The organism is Franconibacter pulveris, assembly GCF_056780215.1.
On record NZ_CM165555.1, the window covers coordinates 1,344,879 to 1,363,411 of the forward strand.

The following is an 18,533-nucleotide window of genomic DNA, read 5'->3' on the forward strand; positions in this document are numbered from 1 at the left end:
GCAGCCAGTAGTCCTGTTTTCAAACCCGCTACAAATGTAGCGTATACGTGTGTTGTTTCAGATCCGCATAGCATAGCCGATTAGGGCGCAGCGCAACAGCCTTTCAACGGGCCGGCAACCGATGGCCTTTGCAGGAATTTACCTGCGGCTGTGCTCAGGCTAACAAAGCGCGGACCGATTAAGGTCTATCATTAGAAGAGGTTACCCACTCAGGAGGCAAAAGGCGATGAACAAGGTTGCTCAATATTACCGGGAACTGGTGGCCTCGCTCACCGAACGCGTACGCAATGGCGAACGCGATATTGATGCGCTGGTGGCCAGCGCCAGGCAACAGGTGGCGCGAACCGGCGAATTAACGCGTACGGAAATAGAGGAGGTAACCCGCGCGGTGCGGCGCGATCTGGAAGAGTTTGCCCGCAGCTATAACGAAAGCCGTGACGACGACTTTACCGACAGCGTTTTTATGCGGGTCATTAAAGAGAGCGTCTGGCAGGAGCTGGCGGACATTACCGATAAAACGCAGCTTGAATGGCGCGAAGTGTTCCAGGACCTGAACCACCATGGCGTTTATCACAGCGGCGAAGTGGTGGGGCTTGGCAATCTGGTGTGCGAAAACTGTCATCATCATCTGGCGTTTTATACGCCGGAAGTTTTACCCGTTTGTCCGAAGTGCGGCCATAACCAGTTCCAGCGCCGTCCTTTCGAACCCTGAGCAATCCGTGCGCGGGCCCAGACCCGCGCACGGCAAGATTTAGTGCAGGATTTTCGCGAGGAAATCTTTCGCACGCTCTGACTGGGGATTGGCGAAGAAATCTTCCTTCGGCGAGTCTTCGACAATTTTCCCTTCGTCCATAAAGATAACGCGATTAGCCACTTTACGGGCGAACCCCATTTCATGGGTAACCACCATCATCGTCATGCCTTCGTTGGCGAGTTCCACCATAACGTCCAGCACTTCGTTGATCATCTCCGGGTCCAGCGCCGACGTCGGTTCGTCAAACAGCATAGCGACCGGGTCCATGCACAACGCGCGCGCAATAGCCACGCGCTGCTGCTGGCCGCCGGAAAGCTGCGCCGGGTATTTATTGGCGTGAGCGGAAAGGCCTACGCGCTCCAGCAGCTTCAGCCCTTTCTGACGTGCAGCTTCTTTATCGCGCTTGAGCACTTTGACCTGCGCGAGCGTCAGGTTCTCGATAATCGACAGGTGCGGGAACAGTTCAAAGTGCTGGAACACCATGCCCACATGAGAACGCAACTGGGCAAGATTCGTTTTCTTGTCGTTGACTTTGGTGCCGTTAACGACAATTTCGCCTTTCTGCACCGGCTCAAGGCCGTTAACTGTCTTAATGAGCGTGGATTTGCCGGAACCGGAGGGGCCGCAGACGACCACCACTTCGCCTTTTTTCACTTCTGTGGAGCAGTCGGTGAGCACCTGAAACTGACCATACCATTTCGAAACGTTTTTCAGGGAAATCATTACACAGTCCTTTTCTTCAGCCAGCCGACCAGGAGCGAAGCGCTCAGGCTAATAACAAAGTAAACCACACCCGCGAAGAGGATCATCTCGACCTGGGTGCCATCACGTTCACCAATAGTGGACGCGGTGCGGAAAAAGTCCGCCAGGCTCAGTACATAAACCAGAGAGGTATCCTGGAAAAGTACGATGCCCTGGGTGAGCAGCAGCGGCACCATGGCGCGGAAAGCTTGCGGCAGAATGATGAGCTTCATCGACTGCCAGTGGGTCATGCCGAGCGCCAGCGCGGCGCTGGACTGGCCGCGCGAAATGCTCTGGATGCCGGCGCGGATGATCTCGGAGTAGTAAGCGGCTTCAAACATGGAAAAAGCCACCATCGCCGAGATAAGGCGAATATCGGTTTTCGGCGACAGACCCAGCACATTTTGCAGGAAGCCCGGCACAATCAGATAAAACCAGAGCAGCACCATCACCAGCGGGACGGAGCGGAAGACGTTGACGTAGCTGCTGGCAAACCAGGCGATGGGTTTAACGCTCGACAAACGCATTACCGCCAGCAGCGTGCCCCATACGATGCCGATAACCACAGCGGTGATAGTAATTTTTAGCGTAATCAGCATGCCCTGAAGCAGATAGGGCAGGGCCGGGCCGATAGAACTCCAGTCAAACTCGTACATTATTTGCCTCCCAGGTTGCCCGGCAGGCGGACTTTGCGTTCAACCAGATGCATCACCAGCATAATGACAGTGTTGATAAGCACGTAGGCGAGCGTAATGGCGGTAAAGGATTCCCACGCGTGAGCGGAGTAGTCCAATAGCTTGCCCGCCTGGGCCGCCATATCCACAAGACCGATAGTCGAGGCGATGGCGGAGTTTTTCACCAGGTTCATCATCTCCGAGGTCATCGGCGGCACTATCACGCGATAGGCGTTGGGCAGCAGCACATAGCGGTAGGTCTGCGGCAGCGTCAGACCCATCGCGAGCCCGGCGTTTTTCTGGCCGCGCGGCAGCGATTGAATAGCGGCGCGCACCTGCTCGCAGACGCGGGCGGCAGTGAACAGCCCCAGGCAGATCATCGAAGAGAGGAAAAACTGCACGTTCGGATCCAGCTCGGCTTTAAACCACATGCCCAGATCTTCAGGCAGCAGCTCCGGTACAACCAGATACCACGTAAAGAATTGCACTATCAGCGGAACGTTGCGAAACAGCTCCACATAGCAGGTGCCGATGCCCGATAAAAAGCGATTAGGCACGGTGCGCAGAATGCCAAACAGGGAGCCGACCAGGAAAGCGATGATCCATGCGGTAACCGACAGGGCGACGGTGACCTGAAAACCACTCCATAGCCAGCCCAGATAGGTGGTGTTGCCGAACGGGGCGGGCTGCAGAAAAATTCCCCAGTTCCAGTCTATAGACATAACGTACTCCGAAAAAAGAGGGGTAGCAGCGCTACCCCCGAAGATTGATGAGAAGCCTCTCTTTTCGCGCCGGATGGGGAACGGCCATCCAACGTATAGTCTGTCCGGGCTTCATTCGTCAATCGAGAGGGCAGGGTGTCCCGCCCCTTAATGGTTGTAATTAGTTAAGCGCTTTATCGTTAGGTTCTTTAAAGAGCGTCTGCATGTCCTGAGACAGCTCGAAGTTCAGGTTAAGGTTCTTCGGCGGAATCGGGTTCTTAAACCATTTGTCGAACCATTTCGCCGCTTCGCCAGAGGTCTGGGCCTGCGCGATAGTATCGTCTACCAGTTTCTTAAACGACGCATCGCCTTTACGCATCATGCAGCCGTAAGCCTCTTTTGACTGCGGCGTGCCGACGATTTCCCAGTTATCCGGTTTCTTCGCTTTTGCACGCTCGCCCGCCAGAAGCGCGTCGTCCATCATGAACGCTACCGCACGTCCGCTTTCCAGGGTACGGAAAGAGTCGCCGTGGTCTTTCGCGCTGATGATGCGCATATCCATTTTCTTCTCATCATTGAGCTTGTGCAGCAGCACTTCAGAGGTGGTGCCGGAAGTCACGACCACCGCCTTGCCTTTCAGATCCGGGAAATCTTTAATCGGGCCGCCTTTTTTCACCAGTAGACGGGTGCCGACGACAAAGATAGTGTCGGAGAAAGCGGCCTGCTTCTGGCGCTCCAGGTTATTGGTGGTGGAGCCGCATTCAAAATCGAACGTGCCGTTTTGCAGCAGCGGAATACGGTTCTGCGAGGTGATCGGGATGAGCTTGACCTGCAGGTCTGGCTTGTTGAGCTGTTTTTTAACCGCTTCAACGATGGCGTTGGAATAGTCCTGAGAGTATCCCACCACTTTCTGCTGATTATCGTAGTAAGAGAAAGGGACTGAGGACTCACGGTGGCCGACCACAATTACCCCGTTGGCGTTGATTTTATCCAGCGTGCTCTGTCCGGTAGCGGCCTCTTGCGCGTGCACAGCGCCTGCGCTAAGCCCCATTACCAGCATTGCTGTGGTCAGTTTACGTAATTGCATATCCAACTCCTTTATCGTGGCGCCAGAAGCGCCATTGATACCCAATAGTGATGGTGTGTTGTTATGTTCTGCTACAAAATCGTGCAGTGTTGTAACTGTGTTGTTAACACTTAGCTTGGCTGAATGTAAATAATCTGCTCTTTATTTGTTTATTTTTGCGAAGTGCGCCGCACCATTCAGAGGCAAAAATAGCGCCTTGCACTGTTTTAGTGCCTGAGCTGTGCCGCTCTGGTGCAGTTGCCCGGGCAAGCGCCCGCCGCAGGACAAATCAGCCAATGTGTCTGAAGTTAATAAGCAAAGCGTATGCCAGAAATGAAAAAGGCCAGCATAGCTGGCCTTAGAAGAGGGGCTTAACCGCGCTTACGGCTGCGCAGATTATAAAGCACGGCGCTAAAGCCAAGGATAAGCGTAAGCGCCCATAGCGGCCAGTTGCCGAAGCGGGCGTAAGGGGTCAGCCCGCGGGTCGGCGTAACGGTGCTGGTCAGCGCTTCGCGGGTGAACTGCGGGATAATGTCCTGCACTTCGCCGGTTGGGGTAATAATGGCTGTCACGCCGTTATTGGTGCTGCGCAGCAGCGGACGGGCAAGCTCCAGCGCCCGCATCCGCGCCATCTGGAAGTGTTGCCAGGGACCGATAGAGTGGCCGAACCAGGCGTCGTTCGAAATCGTCAGCAGGAAATCGGTATCGGGACGGAAATTATCGCGCACCTGCTCGCCGAGAATGATTTCATAACAGATAGCTGCCGTTAAATTAAAACCGTGCGCCTGAAGCTGCGGCTGCAGATAAGGGCCGCGGCTGAAGGAAGACATCGGCAGGTCGAAGAACGGCGCCAGCGGGCGCAGAATCGACTCCAGCGGCACAAACTCGCCAAAAGGCACCAGGTGGTTTTTGTTATAGCGGTCGGCAGAGCTATAGCTATAAGCGTTACCTGCGCCAAGCGTAATAATGGCGTTGTAAGTATCGTAGCGGTTATGCGGGTTCAGCCGCGCGTCCACAATGCCGGTAATAAGCGAAGTGTTGCGTTCCCGCAACATCTCGTCCAGCGACGTCAGGAAACGCTGCTGGTTAATTTCGAGATCGGGAATGGCGGACTCCGGCCAGATGATCAACTGAGATTTGCCCATCTGCGGCAGCGAGCCGTTCATGTAAATCTCAAGCGTATTTTGCAGCTCTTTTTCATCCCACTTGAGCGACTGCGGGATATTCCCTTGCACCAGCGTAACGTTTACAGCGCGATCGGTCTGCGGCGTGAACCACTGGATATAGCGCAGCGGGAAGGGCAGGGCGAAGAGAATAAGCGCCGCCAGCGCGGGTTGCCAGCGACGGACATGCAGCGCCAGCGCCAGCAGGCCGCTTACCGCCATCAGCAGGAGGTTAATCGCCTCAACGCCAAGCAGCGGCGCAAGTCCTTTCAACGGTCCGTCCACCTGGCTGTAGCCAAACTGCAGCCACGGGAAGCCCGTCAGCACCCAGCCGCGCAAAAATTCCGTGATTTGCCAGACCACAGGGGCGGCAATCGCCACGCGCCACCAGGTTGTCTTCGGCCACAGGCGCGAGAGGAGGCCTGCGAAAAGGCCGGTATAAAGCGAGAGATAGGCGGCGAGCAGGATAACCAGCGCAACGTTAACGGGGCCAGGCATGCCGCCAAAAGTCGCGATGCTGACATAGACCCAGTTAATGCCCGTGCCAAACAGGCCAAACCCCCAGAAAAAGCCGATAGCGGCGCTCTGTAGCGGTCGACGGTTAAACGTCAGCCCCTGAAGACCCATCAGGGAAATCAGGGCGGCGGGCCAGAAATCGTAAGGGGAAAAGGCCAGCGTTCCGCTGGCGCCCAAAAGCAGCGCCAGCAGCAGACGCACGCGCTGGCGTTCAATCAATGAGGCAAAGGCCATTCCATTAGTCTTCCAGTTTTGGCGTCGGCGAGTCGTCCGGTATTCTGACGTGAACCTGAATGATGCGGCGGCTGTCAGCCATCGCGACCTTGAACTGATAACCGTCAATTTCAATGGTCTCGCCACGCGCCGGCAGATGACCAAAGGCCTGCATCACCAGACCGCCGATGGTATCGACTTCTTCGTCGCTAAACTGCGTGCCGAAAGTGTCGTTAAAATCTTCAATCGGCGCGAGGGCGCGTACGGTCCAGGTATGACGGCTGAGTTGACGGAAATCGATATCCTCTTCGTCGTCATATTCGTCTTCAATTTCGCCGACGATGAGCTCAAGGATATCTTCGATGGTCACAAGGCCGGAAACGCCGCCGAACTCGTCAATGACGATAGCCATGTGATAACGCTGAGAACGGAACTCTTTCAGCATGCGGTCGACACGCTTGCTTTCCGGCACGACAACCGCCGGGCGCAACACTTTTTCCATGCTGAACGGCTCGGCGTCGCTGCGCATAAACGGCAGCAGATCCTTAGCCATCAGGATCCCTTCAATGTGATCTTTATCTTCGCTGATCACCGGAAAGCGCGAGTGGGCGGACTCGATGATGACATCGAGGCATTCGTCCAGGCTCTGGTTGCGTTTCAGGGTAACCATCTGGGAACGGGGGATCATGATGTCGCGAACGCGTTGGTCGGCGATATCCATTACCCCTTCAAGCATGTCGCGCGTATCTTCGTCGATAAGCTCGTTCTGCCCGGAATCACGGATCAGCGCCAGCAGCTCGTCACGGTTTTTCGGTTCGCCGTGAAAAAGCTGGCTCAGAAGGAGGGAGAAAAATCCCTTTTTAGTGTTAAGTGAGTCGCTACTGTGTGAATTGTCGTCGCTCATGGCGTTAATTCAAGGTTCTCATGTTAGTGGATGTGTCGCAAGCGGCGGACAAAACGCGCCGCAACGGCAGAAAACGCTGGCGGCAGCGAACTGCCGCACAGATTACTCTTTCTCGGCAATGTACGGATCGTCAAAGCCCAGGGCAAGCATTATCTCGGTTTCGATGCCTTCCATCTCTTCGGCTTCGTCATCTTCGATATGGTCATAGCCCAGCAGATGCAGGCTACCATGCACCACCATGTGCGCCCAGTGGGCTTCCAGCGGTTTTTCCTGCTCTTTCGCCTCCTGTTCGACCACCTGACGGCAAATGATAAGGTCACCCAGCAGCGGCATTTCGATGCCAGGCGGCGCTTCGAACGGGAAAGAGAGCACGTTGGTGGGCTTATCCTTGCCGCGATAAGTCAGGTTGAGATCGTGGCTTTCTGCCTCGTCCACGAGACGGACCGTCACTTCCGCTTCTTCCTGAAACTGCGGGATAACGGCATCCAGCCAGCGCTGAAACTGCGCTTCTTCGGGCAAACCGGATGCGTCTTTGCAGGCGACCTGCAAATCGAGCATTACCTGACTCATTTATTCTCCTGCGCACCGGCGGCCAGCGCCTGCGCTTCACGTTTACGTTCGGCGGCCTGTTCCGCTTTACGTTTCTGGTCGGCCTCTTCCCAGGCTTCATAAGCATTCACTATGCGCGCGACAACCGGATGACGCACCACGTCTTCACTGAGGAAGAAATTGAAACTGATCTCTTCCACTTCCGAGAGCACTTCAATCGCATGACGCAGGCCCGATTTCATATTGCGCGGCAGGTCAATCTGCGTGACGTCGCCGGTGATAACCGCCTTGGAGTTAAAACCAATACGCGTCAGGAACATTTTCATCTGCTCGATGGTCGTGTTCTGGCTCTCATCGAGAATAATGAAAGCGTCGTTCAGGGTGCGTCCGCGCATATAGGCGAGCGGGGCGACCTCAATCACGTTGCGCTCCATGAGCTTTTCCACGCGCTCAAAGCCAAGCATTTCGAACAGGGCGTCATAGAGCGGACGCAGATACGGGTCCACTTTCTGGCTAAGATCGCCTGGCAGGAAGCCGAGTTTTTCACCGGCTTCTACCGCCGGGCGGGTCAGCAGAATACGGCGTATCTCCTGGCGCTCCAGCGCATCTACGGCGGCGGCAACCGCAAGGTAGGTTTTCCCCGTACCCGCCGGGCCGATGCCGAAAGTAATATCGTGATCGAGAATATTGGCGATGTACTGCGCCTGGTTTGGCGTACGCGGTTTAATCACGCCGCGTTTGGTCTTAATGTTGACCGCTTTGCCATACTCCGGCACGCTCTCCGCGCTTTGCTCCAGTACGCGAGACTCTTTGATGGCCAGATGAATCTGTTCCGGCTCGATGTCTTTGATTTGCCCACGCACAGGCGCGGTATCCACGTAGAGATGGCGAAGGATATCCGTAGCGGCGCTGACGCAAATCGCGCGTCCGGTGAGTTTGAAGTGATTATCGCGACGGTTGATTTCGATACCGAGGCGGCGCTCCAGCTGTTTGATGTTGTCATCAAACGGTCCGCAAAGGCTAAGCAGACGGGCGTTGTCTGCGGGTTCCAGCGTAATTTCACGTGTTTCGATATTCAAACTTATCCTCTTGGTCACACAGGGCCAGTTAGGGTGAACAATGATGCCTGCTGATTTTCTCAGGCCCTGTCGAAATTATTCACGGCGAGGGAAAAAGGCGCAAGCGACAGCACTGATATTTGGGTGTGGGATGCAGAATACAAGTGTAGCGAATGTAAATGACCGTATGCGCGCATTATGCGCATACGGTCTGATAAAGCGGGGAAATCAGGGCTGGTAGATGCCGACGCCGAGCTCGTTCTCTTTACGGGTACGGGCGATAACGGCGGCAGGGGATTGCGCCACGCGCAGGCCCATCTCCTCTTCGGTACGCACCACTTTACCGCGCAGCGAGTTCGGGAAGACCTCGGTGATTTCCACATCGACAAATTTACCGACCATATCCGGCGTACCTTCAAAATTCACTACGCGGTTATTCTCGGTACGGCCTGAAAGCTCCATGATGCTTTTACGTGAAGTGCCTTCAACCAGAATGCGTTGGGTGGTGCCTAGCATACGGCGGCTCCAGGCCATCGCCTGCTGGTTAATGCGCTCCTGCAGAATATAAAGACGCTGTTTCTTCTCTTCTTCCGGCACATCGTCAACCATATCGGCAGCCGGCGTGCCTGGGCGCGCCGAGAAGATAAAGCTGTAGCTCATGTCGAAATTCACTTCGGCAATCAGCTTCATGGTCTGCTCGAAATCCTGCTGGGTTTCGCCCGGGAAGCCGACGATAAAATCGGAGCTTATCTGGATATCAGGACGCGCAGCGCGCAGCTTGCGAATAATCGCTTTATATTCCAGCGCAGTGTGGGTGCGTCCCATCATGTTAAGCACGCGGTCGGCGCCGCTCTGTACCGGCAAATGCAGGAAGCTCACCAGCTCTGGCGTATCGCGATACACTTCGATAATGTCATCAGTAAACTCGATCGGGTGGCTGGTGGTAAAGCGGATCCTGTCGATACCATCAATAGCCGCGACCAGTCGCAGCAGATCGGCGAAGGTGCCGGTGGTGCCATCGAAGTTTTCGCCGCGCCAGGCGTTGACGTTCTGGCCAAGCAGGTTCACTTCGCGCACGCCCTGCGCCGCCAGTTGAGCGATTTCCAGTATGATATCGTCGCTCGGACGGCTCACCTCTTCACCGCGGGTATAAGGCACCACGCAGTAAGTGCAGTATTTGTTGCAGCCTTCCATGATGGAAACGAAAGCGGTCGGGCCTTCAGCGCGCGGCTCCGGCAGGCGGTCGAACTTCTCAATTTCCGGGAAGCTAATATCCACCACCGGGCTGCGGGTGCCTTTCACCTGGTTTATCATTTCCGGCAGGCGGTGCAGCGTCTGCGGCCCGAAAATAATATCGACATAGCGGGCGCGGTCACGAATATGATCGCCTTCCTGAGAGGCTACGCAGCCGCCGACGCCGATAATCACATCCGGATTCTTTTCCTTTAACGTTTTCCAGCGACCTAACTGATGGAAAACCTTCTCCTGTGCCTTTTCACGGATTGAACAGGTATTCAGCAGCAGAACATCCGCTTCTTCAGCCACATCGGTCAGCTCATAGCCGTGGGTGGCATCCAGCAGATCGGCCATCTTCGATGAATCGTATTCGTTCATCTGACAGCCCCAGGTTTTGATATGCAGTTTTTTTGTCATCGACTTGCCATTGCTCAGTTAAAGCCAGGAATGCAGGGCGCGTATTGTAATGCTTTGGCGTGTTCGTGACCAGTATTGCGCAGGAACGCTTACAGCGGCGAAAAATCCGGTAAACTTAAGGGATATACCTTAAGGATAAAAGCCCATGATAAATCAACCCATTGAAGTCGTCGTTGTCGGCGCAGGCATGGTCGGCGCGGCGGCGGCGCTGGGACTGGCGCAAAACGGTTTTCAGGTTGCCGTGATTGACCATGTCGCGCCTCCTGCTTTTGATGCGGCAGGCGCGCCTGATATCCGCATCTCTTCTATCAGCAGCGCTTCAGTCGACCTGCTCAAAGGTCTCGGCGTCTGGCAGGCGGTTAAAGCCATGCGAAGCCATCCCTACCGGCAGCTTGAAACCTGGGAGTGGGAAAGCGCGCATGTCGTGTTTAACGCCGATGAACTGAAGCTGCCCGAGCTAGGGTATATGGTGGAAAACAATGTGCTGCAGCGTGCGCTTTGGGAAGCGCTGGAGGCGCACCCCAGGGTGACGCTCCACTGCCCGGCGCAGCTCGCACAGATGCGCCAGCGCAGCGCAGGGTATGAACTGACGCTGGCAGATGGGCTTACGCTCGACGCGAAGCTGGTCATCGGCGCCGACGGCGCTAACTCCCAGGTGCGCAAATGGGCGGGCATTGGTTTACACGCCTGGCATTATAATCAGGCCTGCATGCTGATTACCGTTCAGTGCGAAGCGGCGCCGGGAGAGAGCACCTGGCAGCAGTTTACGCCCAACGGACCGCACGCCTTTTTGCCGTTGTTTGATAACTGGGCTTCGCTGGTCTGGTACGACCGCCCTGCGCGGATCCGCCAGTTGCAAACGCTGGGTATGGCGCAGTTGCAGCGGGAAATAGAAAAATCTTTTCCCGCTCGCCTTGGTAAAGTGACGCCTGTCGCCAGCGGCGCTTTTCCGCTGACCCGCCGTCATGCGCTGCATTATGTCCAGCCTGGTCTGGCGTTGATTGGCGATGCGGCGCATACCATCCACCCGCTGGCGGGGCAGGGGGTAAACCTGGGGTATCGCGATGTTGAAGCGTTGCTGGACGTGGTTATCAATGCGCGCGGTAATGGCGAGGCCTGGTCAACGGAGCCGGTACTTAAGCGTTTCGAACGGCGCAGACAGATTGATAACTTTATTATGCAAAGCGGTATGGATCTCTTCTACGCCGGGTTCAGCAATGATTTACCGCCAGTACGCATGCTGCGAAATCTTGGTCTGATGGCGGCGCAGCGCGCAGGCGTGCTGAAGCGGCAGGCATTGAAATATGCGCTGGGATTGTCGTAGTTTGACGGTCCTTAGTTACAACATACTTTTTAGGCGCATTGCTCCCTCCGCGTTGGCGGAGGAGAGTGGAAAGCGAAGCAAAAGGATGTATGGGTTAGCCCTGTAACAGCCGTAAACGCAGAAAAGCAAAAAGCCCGCAAAAGCGGGCTTTTTTAATAAGTGGCTGGGGTACGAGGATTCGAACCTCGGAATGGTGGAATCAGAATCCACTGCCTTACCGCTTGGCGATACCCCAACAGGGTGCGTTCAGTTTCCTGGACGTCTTTTAATATGGCTGGGGTACGAGGATTCGAACCTCGGAATGGTGGAATCAGAATCCACTGCCTTACCGCTTGGCGATACCCCAAGAAAATGGTGGCTACGACGGGAATCGAACCTGTGACCCCAGCATTATGAGTGCTGTGCTCTAACCAGCTGAGCTACGTAGCCAAATTGTGTTGCTTTACCAGCCTGCATCGACTGGCTGGGGTACCTGGATTCGAACCAGGGAATGCCGGTATCAAAAACCGGTGCCTTACCGCTTGGCGATACCCCAACGACTAACGCGTTTGAAACGCAAGAGTCGAAGAAAAATGGCTGGGGTACCTGGATTCGAACCAGGGAATGCCGGTATCAAAAACCGGTGCCTTACCGCTTGGCGATACCCCATCCGTGCAACGCTTAACGGAAATGGTGCGGGAGGCGAGACTTGAACTCGCACACCTTGCGGCGCCAGAACCTAAATCTGGTGCGTCTACCAATTTCGCCACTCCCGCAAAAAAGATGGTGGCTACGACGGGAATCGAACCTGTGACCCCATCATTATGAGTGATGTGCTCTAACCAGCTGAGCTACGTAGCCATCTTTTTTCGCGTTACCTTATCGGCGTTGCGGGGCGCATTATGCGTATTGGGCCTGGCAGCGTCAACACCTTTTTTGGTGAAAATGGCCTGAATGTGACTGTTTGACTAGCTTGCGAACAGCTTGACGCAATATTCGGCAATTATTGTTTATTTATCAGTACAGAGAATAAAAAAGAGAACGCCGCTGCCCGATCGCTGGGAAAAAAAACGGGCCCTCAGGAGGCCCGTTATGAAGAGAGTTTCGCTTACTTATAAGCGGACTGGTGAACACCTACCGCGCGGCCTGATGGATCGTTCATCGTTTTGAACGCTTCATCCCATTCAATCGCTTTAGCAGAAGAGCAGGCGACAGACGGACCGCCCGGCACGCACTCCGCTGCGCTCGGCACCGGGAAGAGCTCTTCAAAGATTTCACGGTAAAGATACGCTTCTTTAGACGAAGGCGTGTTGTAAGGGAAGCGGAAGCGCGCCGTTTCCATCTGCTGGTCGCTAACCTGCTGCGCCGCGACCTCTTTTAAGGTGTCGATCCAGCTGTAACCCACGCCGTCGGAGAATTGCTCTTTCTGACGCCACGCCACGCTCGCCGGCAGATAAGATTCAAAACATTCACGCAAAATATGTTTTTCCATTTTGCCGTTGCCGCACATTTTGTCCTGCGGGTTGATGCGCATCGCCACATCCAGAAATTTCTTGTCGAGGAAGGGCACGCGGGCTTCCACGCCCCAGGCGGACATCGCTTTGTTGGCGCGGGCGCAGTCAAACATATGCAGCGCCTGAAGCTTACGCACGGTCTCTTCATGCAGCTCTTTGGCGTTCGGCGCTTTGTGGAAATAGAGGTAACCGCCGAACACTTCATCCGACCCTTCACCGGAAAGCACCATCTTGATGCCCATGGCTTTGATTTTACGGGACATCAGGTACATCGGCGTGGAGGCGCGAATGGTTGTCACATCATAAGTTTCGATGTGGTAAATCACGTCGCGAATTGCGTCCAGACCTTCCTGCACGGTGAAATGAATTTCATGGTGCACGGTGCCGAGGTGATTAGCCACTTCCTGCGCGGCTTTCAGATCCGGTGAACCTTCCAGACCCACAGCGAAGGAGTGCAGCTGCGGCCACCAGGCCTCGGAACGCTCCTGATCTTCCACGCGACGCGCGGCGAATTTCTTGGTAATAGCGGAAATAACCGAGGAGTCCAGGCCGCCGGAAAGCAGCACGCCGTAAGGCACGTCAGACATCAGATGGCTTTTAACGGAATCTTCCAGCGCCTGGCGCAGTTCCGCTTTGTCGGTCACGTTGTCTTTGACGGCGTCGTATTCGAACCAGTCGCGAGTATAGTAAGGGCGAATCTCGCCGTCCTGGCTCCACAGGTAGCTGCCCGCCGGAAATTCTTTGATGGTGCGGCATACCGGCACCAGCGCCTTCATTTCGGAGGCCACATAAAGGTTGCCGTGCTCGTCATAACCCATATACAGCGGGATGATGCCGATATGGTCGCGGCCAATCAGATAAGCGTCTTTCTCGCTGTCATAAAGGGCGAAGGCGAACATGCCCTGCAGCTCATCGAGGAATTCCGGCCCTTTTTCCTGATACAGCGCGAGAATAACTTCGCAGTCAGAACCGGTCTGGAAAGGGTAGCGGTCGCCATATTCGGCGCGCAGCGCCTGATGGTTGTAAATTTCACCGTTAACGGCAAGCGCGTGCGTTTTTTTCTGGTTGTAGAGCGGCTGCGCGCCCGCGTTAACGTCGACGATGGAAAGACGTTCATGAGCGAGAATCGCTTTATCGCTGGCATAAACGCCCGACCAGTCAGGGCCGCGATGGCGCATCAGACGGGAAAGCTCCAGCGCTTTTTTACGCAGTTCTGTCGCGTCAGTTTTAATATCCAGCACACCAAAAATAGAACACATAGACTTCTCCGTTAACCCTGGCGGTGATGTTGCGTTTGTTGTCGGCGCGCTGCGTCATTTTTCTCTTTCTCGCCGCGGCGCGCCTTGCTTACTAAAGAAAATGCCGTATACGCCCAGGTCAATGCAAGCGCTTTAGCGCTGCGAAAAGAAATAATGCAGTGACGATTAGCGGATAGTGAAAAAAGGTTATGTTTAGCGCAGCAAAATTAGCGAATCGTCAATTAACGAGCGTTTTTATTGAATGCCGCTTTTCAAGGGCAGGGAGGCGTTAATGAAACGGCAGCCGCGCATCACGCGGCTGGAGAGATCAGAGGATGTCGATTTCGGCAACGGAAGGGTAAATCCAGGAGGGGCGGAACGGCATAGCGTCGATATCATTGAGCGTTGAAACGCCGGAAAGCACCAGAATCGTTTCCAGACCCGCCTGAAATCCCGCCAGAATATCGGTGCGCAGGTTATCGCCGACGATGACGGTCTGCTCTGAGTGCGCCTGCATCTTGTTTAACGCGGCGCGAATTATCCACGGACTCGGCTTGCCGACATAAAAAGGCTTACGACCGGAGATTTTTTCGATGCCGGCACACAGCGCGCCGCAGGCCGGATAAAATCCCCGCCCGTGCGTATCCGGGTTGGTAGCGATAAAACGCGCGCCGCCAGCCACGAAGAAAGCGGCTTTGTGCATCATCTCCCAGTTATAGGAGCGCGTCTCGCCAACGATGACAAAGTCGGGATTGATATCGGTTATCGTAAAACCTGCTTTGTAAAGCTCGTGAATGAGCGCGCCTTCGCCGACAACGTAGGCTTTTTTCCCTTCCTGACGACGCAGAAAATCAGCCGTCGCCATCGCAGAGGTATAAAAAACGCTGTCCGGCACATCAATCCCTGCGGAGGCGAACCGGTTAGCCAGGTCTTGTCCTGTCTGGGAAGGGTAGTTTGTCAGCAGCACCAGCGGCATCCCTTTTTCAAGGATGCGGTTGAGGAATTCGCTGGCGCCCGGGACGGCAACGTTGTCGTGCATCAGCACGCCATCAATATCACAAATTACGCTCTGGATGGTCATCGACTACTCTGGCTCAAAGAAAAGAAAGGCGTAACTATAGCCTGGTTAAGGTTGAAACCCTGTTAACTTTCAAGCAAACGCTGCAATAACATACCGTTAAGCATGGCCCGTTTCACCAGCGCGAAAGCGCCGATGGCTGAGCGGTGATCCAGCGTGGAAGGCACCACCGGCAGGTTCTTACGAAACGCCGCCAGCGCCTGGGCATTGATGCAGCTTTCAACCGCAGGCAACAGGATTTTTTCCGCTTCGACAATCTCACCCGCGATGACAATTTTTTGCGGGTTGAACAGATTGATAGCGATAGCGATAGTTTTTCCGAGATGGCGGCCTACCTGTTCAATCACTTCGCAGGCCAGTTCATCGCCTTTATTGGCGGCTTTGCAGATGGCTTTGATATTGCATTCATCAAGCGTGACGCGGCTCTGGTAGCCTTTCTCCAGCAAATGACGCACGCGCTGCTCAATGGCGGCGTTTGCCGCCACCGTCTCAAGGCAGCCGAAGTTGCCGCAGTGGCAGCGCTCGCCGAGCGGATCGACCTGAATATGGCCGATTTCGCCGACATTGCCGTTACGGCCAATAAAAATGCGGCCATTTGAGATAATGCCTGCGCCTGTGCCGCGATGAACGCGCACTAAAATGGAATCTTCGCAATCCTGACTTGCACCGAAGTAGTGCTCGGCCAGCGCCAGGCTGCGGATATCGTGACCGACAAAACAAGTCACGTTAAACCGCTTTTCCAGCGCCTCCACCAGCGCCCAGTTCTGCACGGGAATATGGGGCATATAGCGAATTACGCCGCTTTCCGGATCCACGAGGCCGGGCAGGATAATGGAGATGGCGATAAGCTCGCGAATTTTACGCTGCTGCGTTTCGATAAACAGCGCAATGGTATTGAGCAACGCATGCTCCAGCGTCTCCTGGGTGCGCTCAGGCAGAGGATAATGCTCTTCCGCCACCACTTTGCTGCTCAGGTCGTATAGCGTCAGGGTGGTGTCGTTGCGGCCTAGACGCACGCCTATGGCGTGAAAGGGACGCGTCTCGGTAATAATGGAGATAGCGCGGCGGCCCCCGGTGGAAGCCTGTTGATCCACTTCTTTGATAAGGCCGCGCTCAATAAGCTGGCGAGTAATTTTGGTGACGCTGGCGGGCGCAAGCTGGCTCTGTTCCGCTATCTGAATACGCGAGATAGGCCCGTGTTGATCTATAAGGCGGTAAACCGCCGCGCTGTTAAGCTGTTTTACCAGATCAACGTTACCTATTTGAGCCTGTCCGCCAGTCGTCATGCCTGTTCTTACTCAGTAAAGACCTCGTTGCCGTTAACGAGAGTCCGGGTGATTTTATAATCGCGGGTAAAGACGGTCAGGTTAGCCACTTTTCCGGCTTCGATTGTCCCTAGCGTCTTATCCACGCCCATAGCGCGGGCCGGGTAAAGGGTCGCCATGCGCAGCGCTTCATCCAGTGCGATGTTGACATGCTCGACCAGGTTGCGCACGCCTTCGATCATCGTCAGCGCGGAACCACTCAGCGTCCCGTTCTCATCCACGCACAGTCCATTACGGAAGTATATGGTTTTACCAGCAAAAATGAACTCATCAATATTCGCGCCCGCCGGTGCGGTTGCGTCTGTCACCAGACAAAGCTTGTCGCCTTTTACCTTTTTCGCGGTGCGAACGTTGGCGAAATCGACATGCAGCCCGTCGGCGATAATGCCGCAGTATAAATCAGGCTCGTCGAAAATCGCCCCGGTCAGGCCCGGCTCGCGACCGGTAATATAAGGCATGGCGTTAAACAGATGCGTGGCGAAGCTGATACCGGCGCGAAAACCCGCTTTGGCTTCTTTCAGCGTGGCGTTGGAGTGGCCTGCGGAGACGACGATGCCCGCCGCGGCAAGCTGGCGAATCACTTCCGGTTCGACCATTTCCGGCGCGAGCGTCAGCTTGGTAATGACATCGGCGTTCTCGCACAGAAAGTCAACCAGCGCCTGGTCAGGTTTGCGCACATAAGCCGGGTTATGGGTGCCTTTTTTGACGATGTTCAGCCACGGACCTTCCAGATGCAGGCCGAGCGCCTGGTTTTTATTTTTCGCCAGATAGTCGCGCATTACGCGCACGCCCTGTTTCATCAGGTCGTCGCTGGCGGTAATCAACGTCGGTAGATAGCTGGTGCAGCCCGATTTCTCGTTTGCTTTCTGCATAATTTCCAGCGTCTCGACGCTGACGGCTTCGGCGGTATCGTTGAACTGCACGCCGCCGCAGCCGTTTAACTGCACATCAATAAAACCGGGGGCAATAATGGCGCCACCGGCGTCGCGTTGTTCAATGCCGGCCGGTAATTCCGCCAGCGGGCAAACGCGCTCGATAAGGCCATTCGCGATAATTACCGCATGGTCGTCCAGAATTTCATGGCCGGTGAAAATCCGGCCGTGGGTTAAGGCATACATAGTGACCCCCGGTATAAATGCGCTTAAAGATCTTTAATATTTTCAGCTTCGAGCTCAGTGAAGTATTTCAGCGTCTTCACCTTCAGCTCCATGGTGGACGGCTCATCGCAAACCACGACCGCTTTCGGGTGCAGTTGCAGGCAACTAATCGTCCACATATGGTTTACGTTGCCTTCGACCGCCGCCTGCAGCGCCTGCGCTTTCACATGCCCCTGCACCAGGATCATCACTTCTTCGGCATCCAGCAGCGTGCCGACGCCCACGGTGAGCGCGTATTTCGGCACCTGGTTTACATCGCCGCCGAAAAAGCGGGAGTTTGCCACGCGGGTGTCATGCGTCAGGGTTTTAATGCGGGTACGGGACGCGAGTGACGAGGCCGGCTCGTTAAAAGCAATGTGTCCGTCGTTGCCAACGCCGCCCATGAAGAGATGAATTTTGCCATAGGCGCGAATTTTCTCTTCATAACGGCGACATTCTGCGTCAACATCAGGCGCATTGCCATCAAGAAGGTTGATATTTTCAGCAGGAATATCAACATGATCAAAGAAATTACGGTGCATGAAGCTGTGGTAGCTTTCCGGATGTTCTTTCGGCAGGCCGACATATTCATCCATGTTAAAAGTGACCACATGTTTAAAACTCACCTGGCCCGCTTTATGCATCTCTACCAGCGCTTTATAGGCTTCGAGCGGCGTGCCGCCGGTTGGCAGGCCCAGTACGAACGGGCGATCGGCGGTTGGGTTAACTGCGTTGATGCGCTTAACAATATGGCGTGCTGCCCATTTGCCGACCTGCTGTGCGCTAGCCAGGGGGATAAGTCTCATCATTCACCTCGTAAGTTGTAAGTCATAAATGGCGCGGATTGAAAAGCGGGATAAGGTAAGGGTAAACCATATTCATCGGGCTCAGGGATCAATCCGTCCTGATTTTTCGAATGATAAAATAAGTTTTGCGAGTTAGCCAGT

At 55.0% G+C, this 18,533-nt stretch carries 16 protein-coding genes and 7 tRNA genes; 2 read left to right on the plus strand and 21 right to left on the minus strand.

Annotation, left to right across the window (positions count from 1 at the left end; translation table 11 throughout):
* Positions 1–226: 226 nt before the first annotated feature.
* Complete coding sequence (locus ACU4F7_RS06380) at positions 227–712, plus strand: zinc ribbon-containing protein (RefSeq protein ID WP_029592214.1); 486 nt, start codon at positions 227–229, stop codon at positions 710–712.
* A gap of 39 nt (positions 713–751) precedes the next feature.
* Here the strand turns inward: ACU4F7_RS06380 and ACU4F7_RS06385 are convergent, their stop codons facing one another.
* From ACU4F7_RS06385 to miaB, 9 genes are all read right to left on the minus strand, one after another.
* Positions 752–1,477, minus strand: coding sequence for an amino acid ABC transporter ATP-binding protein (locus ACU4F7_RS06385; RefSeq protein ID WP_024559130.1), 726 nt, complete (start codon positions 1,475–1,477; stop codon positions 752–754).
* Positions 1,477–2,151: a glutamate/aspartate ABC transporter permease GltK gene (gltK, locus tag ACU4F7_RS06390; RefSeq protein WP_029592215.1), complete on the minus strand. Its 675-nt coding sequence runs from the start codon at positions 2,149–2,151 to the stop codon at positions 1,477–1,479. The genes ACU4F7_RS06385 and gltK overlap by 1 nt, the downstream gene beginning before the upstream one ends.
* Complete coding sequence (locus ACU4F7_RS06395; protein WP_024559132.1) at positions 2,151–2,891, minus strand: amino acid ABC transporter permease; 741 nt, start codon at positions 2,889–2,891, stop codon at positions 2,151–2,153. The genes gltK and ACU4F7_RS06395 overlap by 1 nt, the downstream gene beginning before the upstream one ends.
* A gap of 160 nt (positions 2,892–3,051) precedes the next feature.
* Positions 3,052–3,957: an amino acid ABC transporter substrate-binding protein gene (locus ACU4F7_RS06400; RefSeq protein WP_024559133.1), complete on the minus strand. Its 906-nt coding sequence runs from the start codon at positions 3,955–3,957 to the stop codon at positions 3,052–3,054.
* A 350-nt stretch (positions 3,958–4,307) separates the two neighbouring features.
* A complete protein-coding gene (lnt, locus tag ACU4F7_RS06405) occupies positions 4,308–5,849 on the minus strand; it encodes an apolipoprotein N-acyltransferase (protein ID WP_481638279.1) in 1,542 nt (513 codons plus the stop codon).
* Between the two features lie 4 nt (positions 5,850–5,853).
* The gene (corC, locus tag ACU4F7_RS06410; RefSeq protein ID WP_024559135.1) at positions 5,854–6,732 is read right to left on the minus strand and encodes a CNNM family magnesium/cobalt transport protein CorC; all 879 of its coding nucleotides are present in this window, start codon (positions 6,730–6,732) and stop codon (positions 5,854–5,856) included.
* Between the two features lie 102 nt (positions 6,733–6,834).
* The gene (gene ybeY, locus ACU4F7_RS06415) at positions 6,835–7,302 is read right to left on the minus strand and encodes an rRNA maturation RNase YbeY (RefSeq protein ID WP_029592217.1); all 468 of its coding nucleotides are present in this window, start codon (positions 7,300–7,302) and stop codon (positions 6,835–6,837) included.
* Positions 7,299–8,360, minus strand: a complete 1,062-nt coding sequence (locus tag ACU4F7_RS06420; RefSeq protein ID WP_024559137.1) for a PhoH family protein — start codon at positions 8,358–8,360, stop codon at positions 7,299–7,301. Before ACU4F7_RS06420 ends, ybeY begins: the two co-directional genes overlap by 4 nt.
* A 207-nt stretch (positions 8,361–8,567) precedes the next feature.
* On the minus strand, positions 8,568–9,992 hold the full coding sequence (gene miaB, locus ACU4F7_RS06425; RefSeq protein WP_029592218.1) for a tRNA (N6-isopentenyl adenosine(37)-C2)-methylthiotransferase MiaB: 1,425 nt from the start codon (positions 9,990–9,992) through the stop codon (positions 8,568–8,570).
* A 145-nt stretch (positions 9,993–10,137) separates the two neighbouring features.
* Between miaB and ubiF the strand changes: the two genes are divergently transcribed.
* Complete coding sequence (gene ubiF, locus ACU4F7_RS06430; RefSeq protein WP_029592219.1) at positions 10,138–11,316, plus strand: 3-demethoxyubiquinol 3-hydroxylase; 1,179 nt, start codon at positions 10,138–10,140, stop codon at positions 11,314–11,316.
* 160 nt (positions 11,317–11,476) lie between these two features.
* Here the strand turns inward: ubiF and ACU4F7_RS06435 are convergent.
* From ACU4F7_RS06435 to nagB, 12 genes are all read right to left on the minus strand, one after another.
* A tRNA-Gln gene (locus ACU4F7_RS06435) sits at positions 11,477–11,551 on the minus strand.
* 36 nt (positions 11,552–11,587) lie between these two features.
* A tRNA-Gln gene (locus ACU4F7_RS06440) sits at positions 11,588–11,662 on the minus strand.
* Positions 11,663–11,668: 6 nt separating this feature from the next.
* Positions 11,669–11,745, minus strand: a tRNA-Met gene (locus tag ACU4F7_RS06445).
* Positions 11,746–11,776: 31 nt separating this feature from the next.
* Positions 11,777–11,851, minus strand: a tRNA-Gln gene (locus ACU4F7_RS06450).
* A 38-nt stretch (positions 11,852–11,889) separates the two neighbouring features.
* Positions 11,890–11,964, minus strand: a tRNA-Gln gene (locus ACU4F7_RS06455).
* A 22-nt stretch (positions 11,965–11,986) separates the two neighbouring features.
* Positions 11,987–12,071 (minus strand) — tRNA-Leu (locus ACU4F7_RS06460).
* A gap of 8 nt (positions 12,072–12,079) precedes the next feature.
* A tRNA-Met gene (locus ACU4F7_RS06465) sits at positions 12,080–12,156 on the minus strand.
* A 247-nt stretch (positions 12,157–12,403) separates the two neighbouring features.
* The gene (gene asnB, locus ACU4F7_RS06470; RefSeq protein WP_024557174.1) at positions 12,404–14,068 is read right to left on the minus strand and encodes an asparagine synthase B; all 1,665 of its coding nucleotides are present in this window, start codon (positions 14,066–14,068) and stop codon (positions 12,404–12,406) included.
* 307 nt (positions 14,069–14,375) lie between these two features.
* A complete protein-coding gene (locus ACU4F7_RS06475; RefSeq protein WP_024557173.1) occupies positions 14,376–15,128 on the minus strand; it encodes an HAD-IIA family hydrolase in 753 nt (250 codons plus the stop codon).
* A 62-nt stretch (positions 15,129–15,190) separates the two neighbouring features.
* Positions 15,191–16,411: a DNA-binding transcriptional regulator NagC gene (gene nagC / locus ACU4F7_RS06480; RefSeq protein ID WP_029592220.1), complete on the minus strand. Its 1,221-nt coding sequence runs from the start codon at positions 16,409–16,411 to the stop codon at positions 15,191–15,193.
* Positions 16,412–16,419: 8 nt separating this feature from the next.
* Positions 16,420–17,568: an N-acetylglucosamine-6-phosphate deacetylase gene (gene nagA / locus ACU4F7_RS06485; RefSeq protein WP_481638280.1), complete on the minus strand. Its 1,149-nt coding sequence runs from the start codon at positions 17,566–17,568 to the stop codon at positions 16,420–16,422.
* A gap of 23 nt (positions 17,569–17,591) precedes the next feature.
* Complete coding sequence (gene nagB / locus ACU4F7_RS06490) at positions 17,592–18,392, minus strand: glucosamine-6-phosphate deaminase (protein ID WP_481638702.1); 801 nt, start codon at positions 18,390–18,392, stop codon at positions 17,592–17,594.
* Positions 18,393–18,533 lie beyond the last annotated feature (141 nt).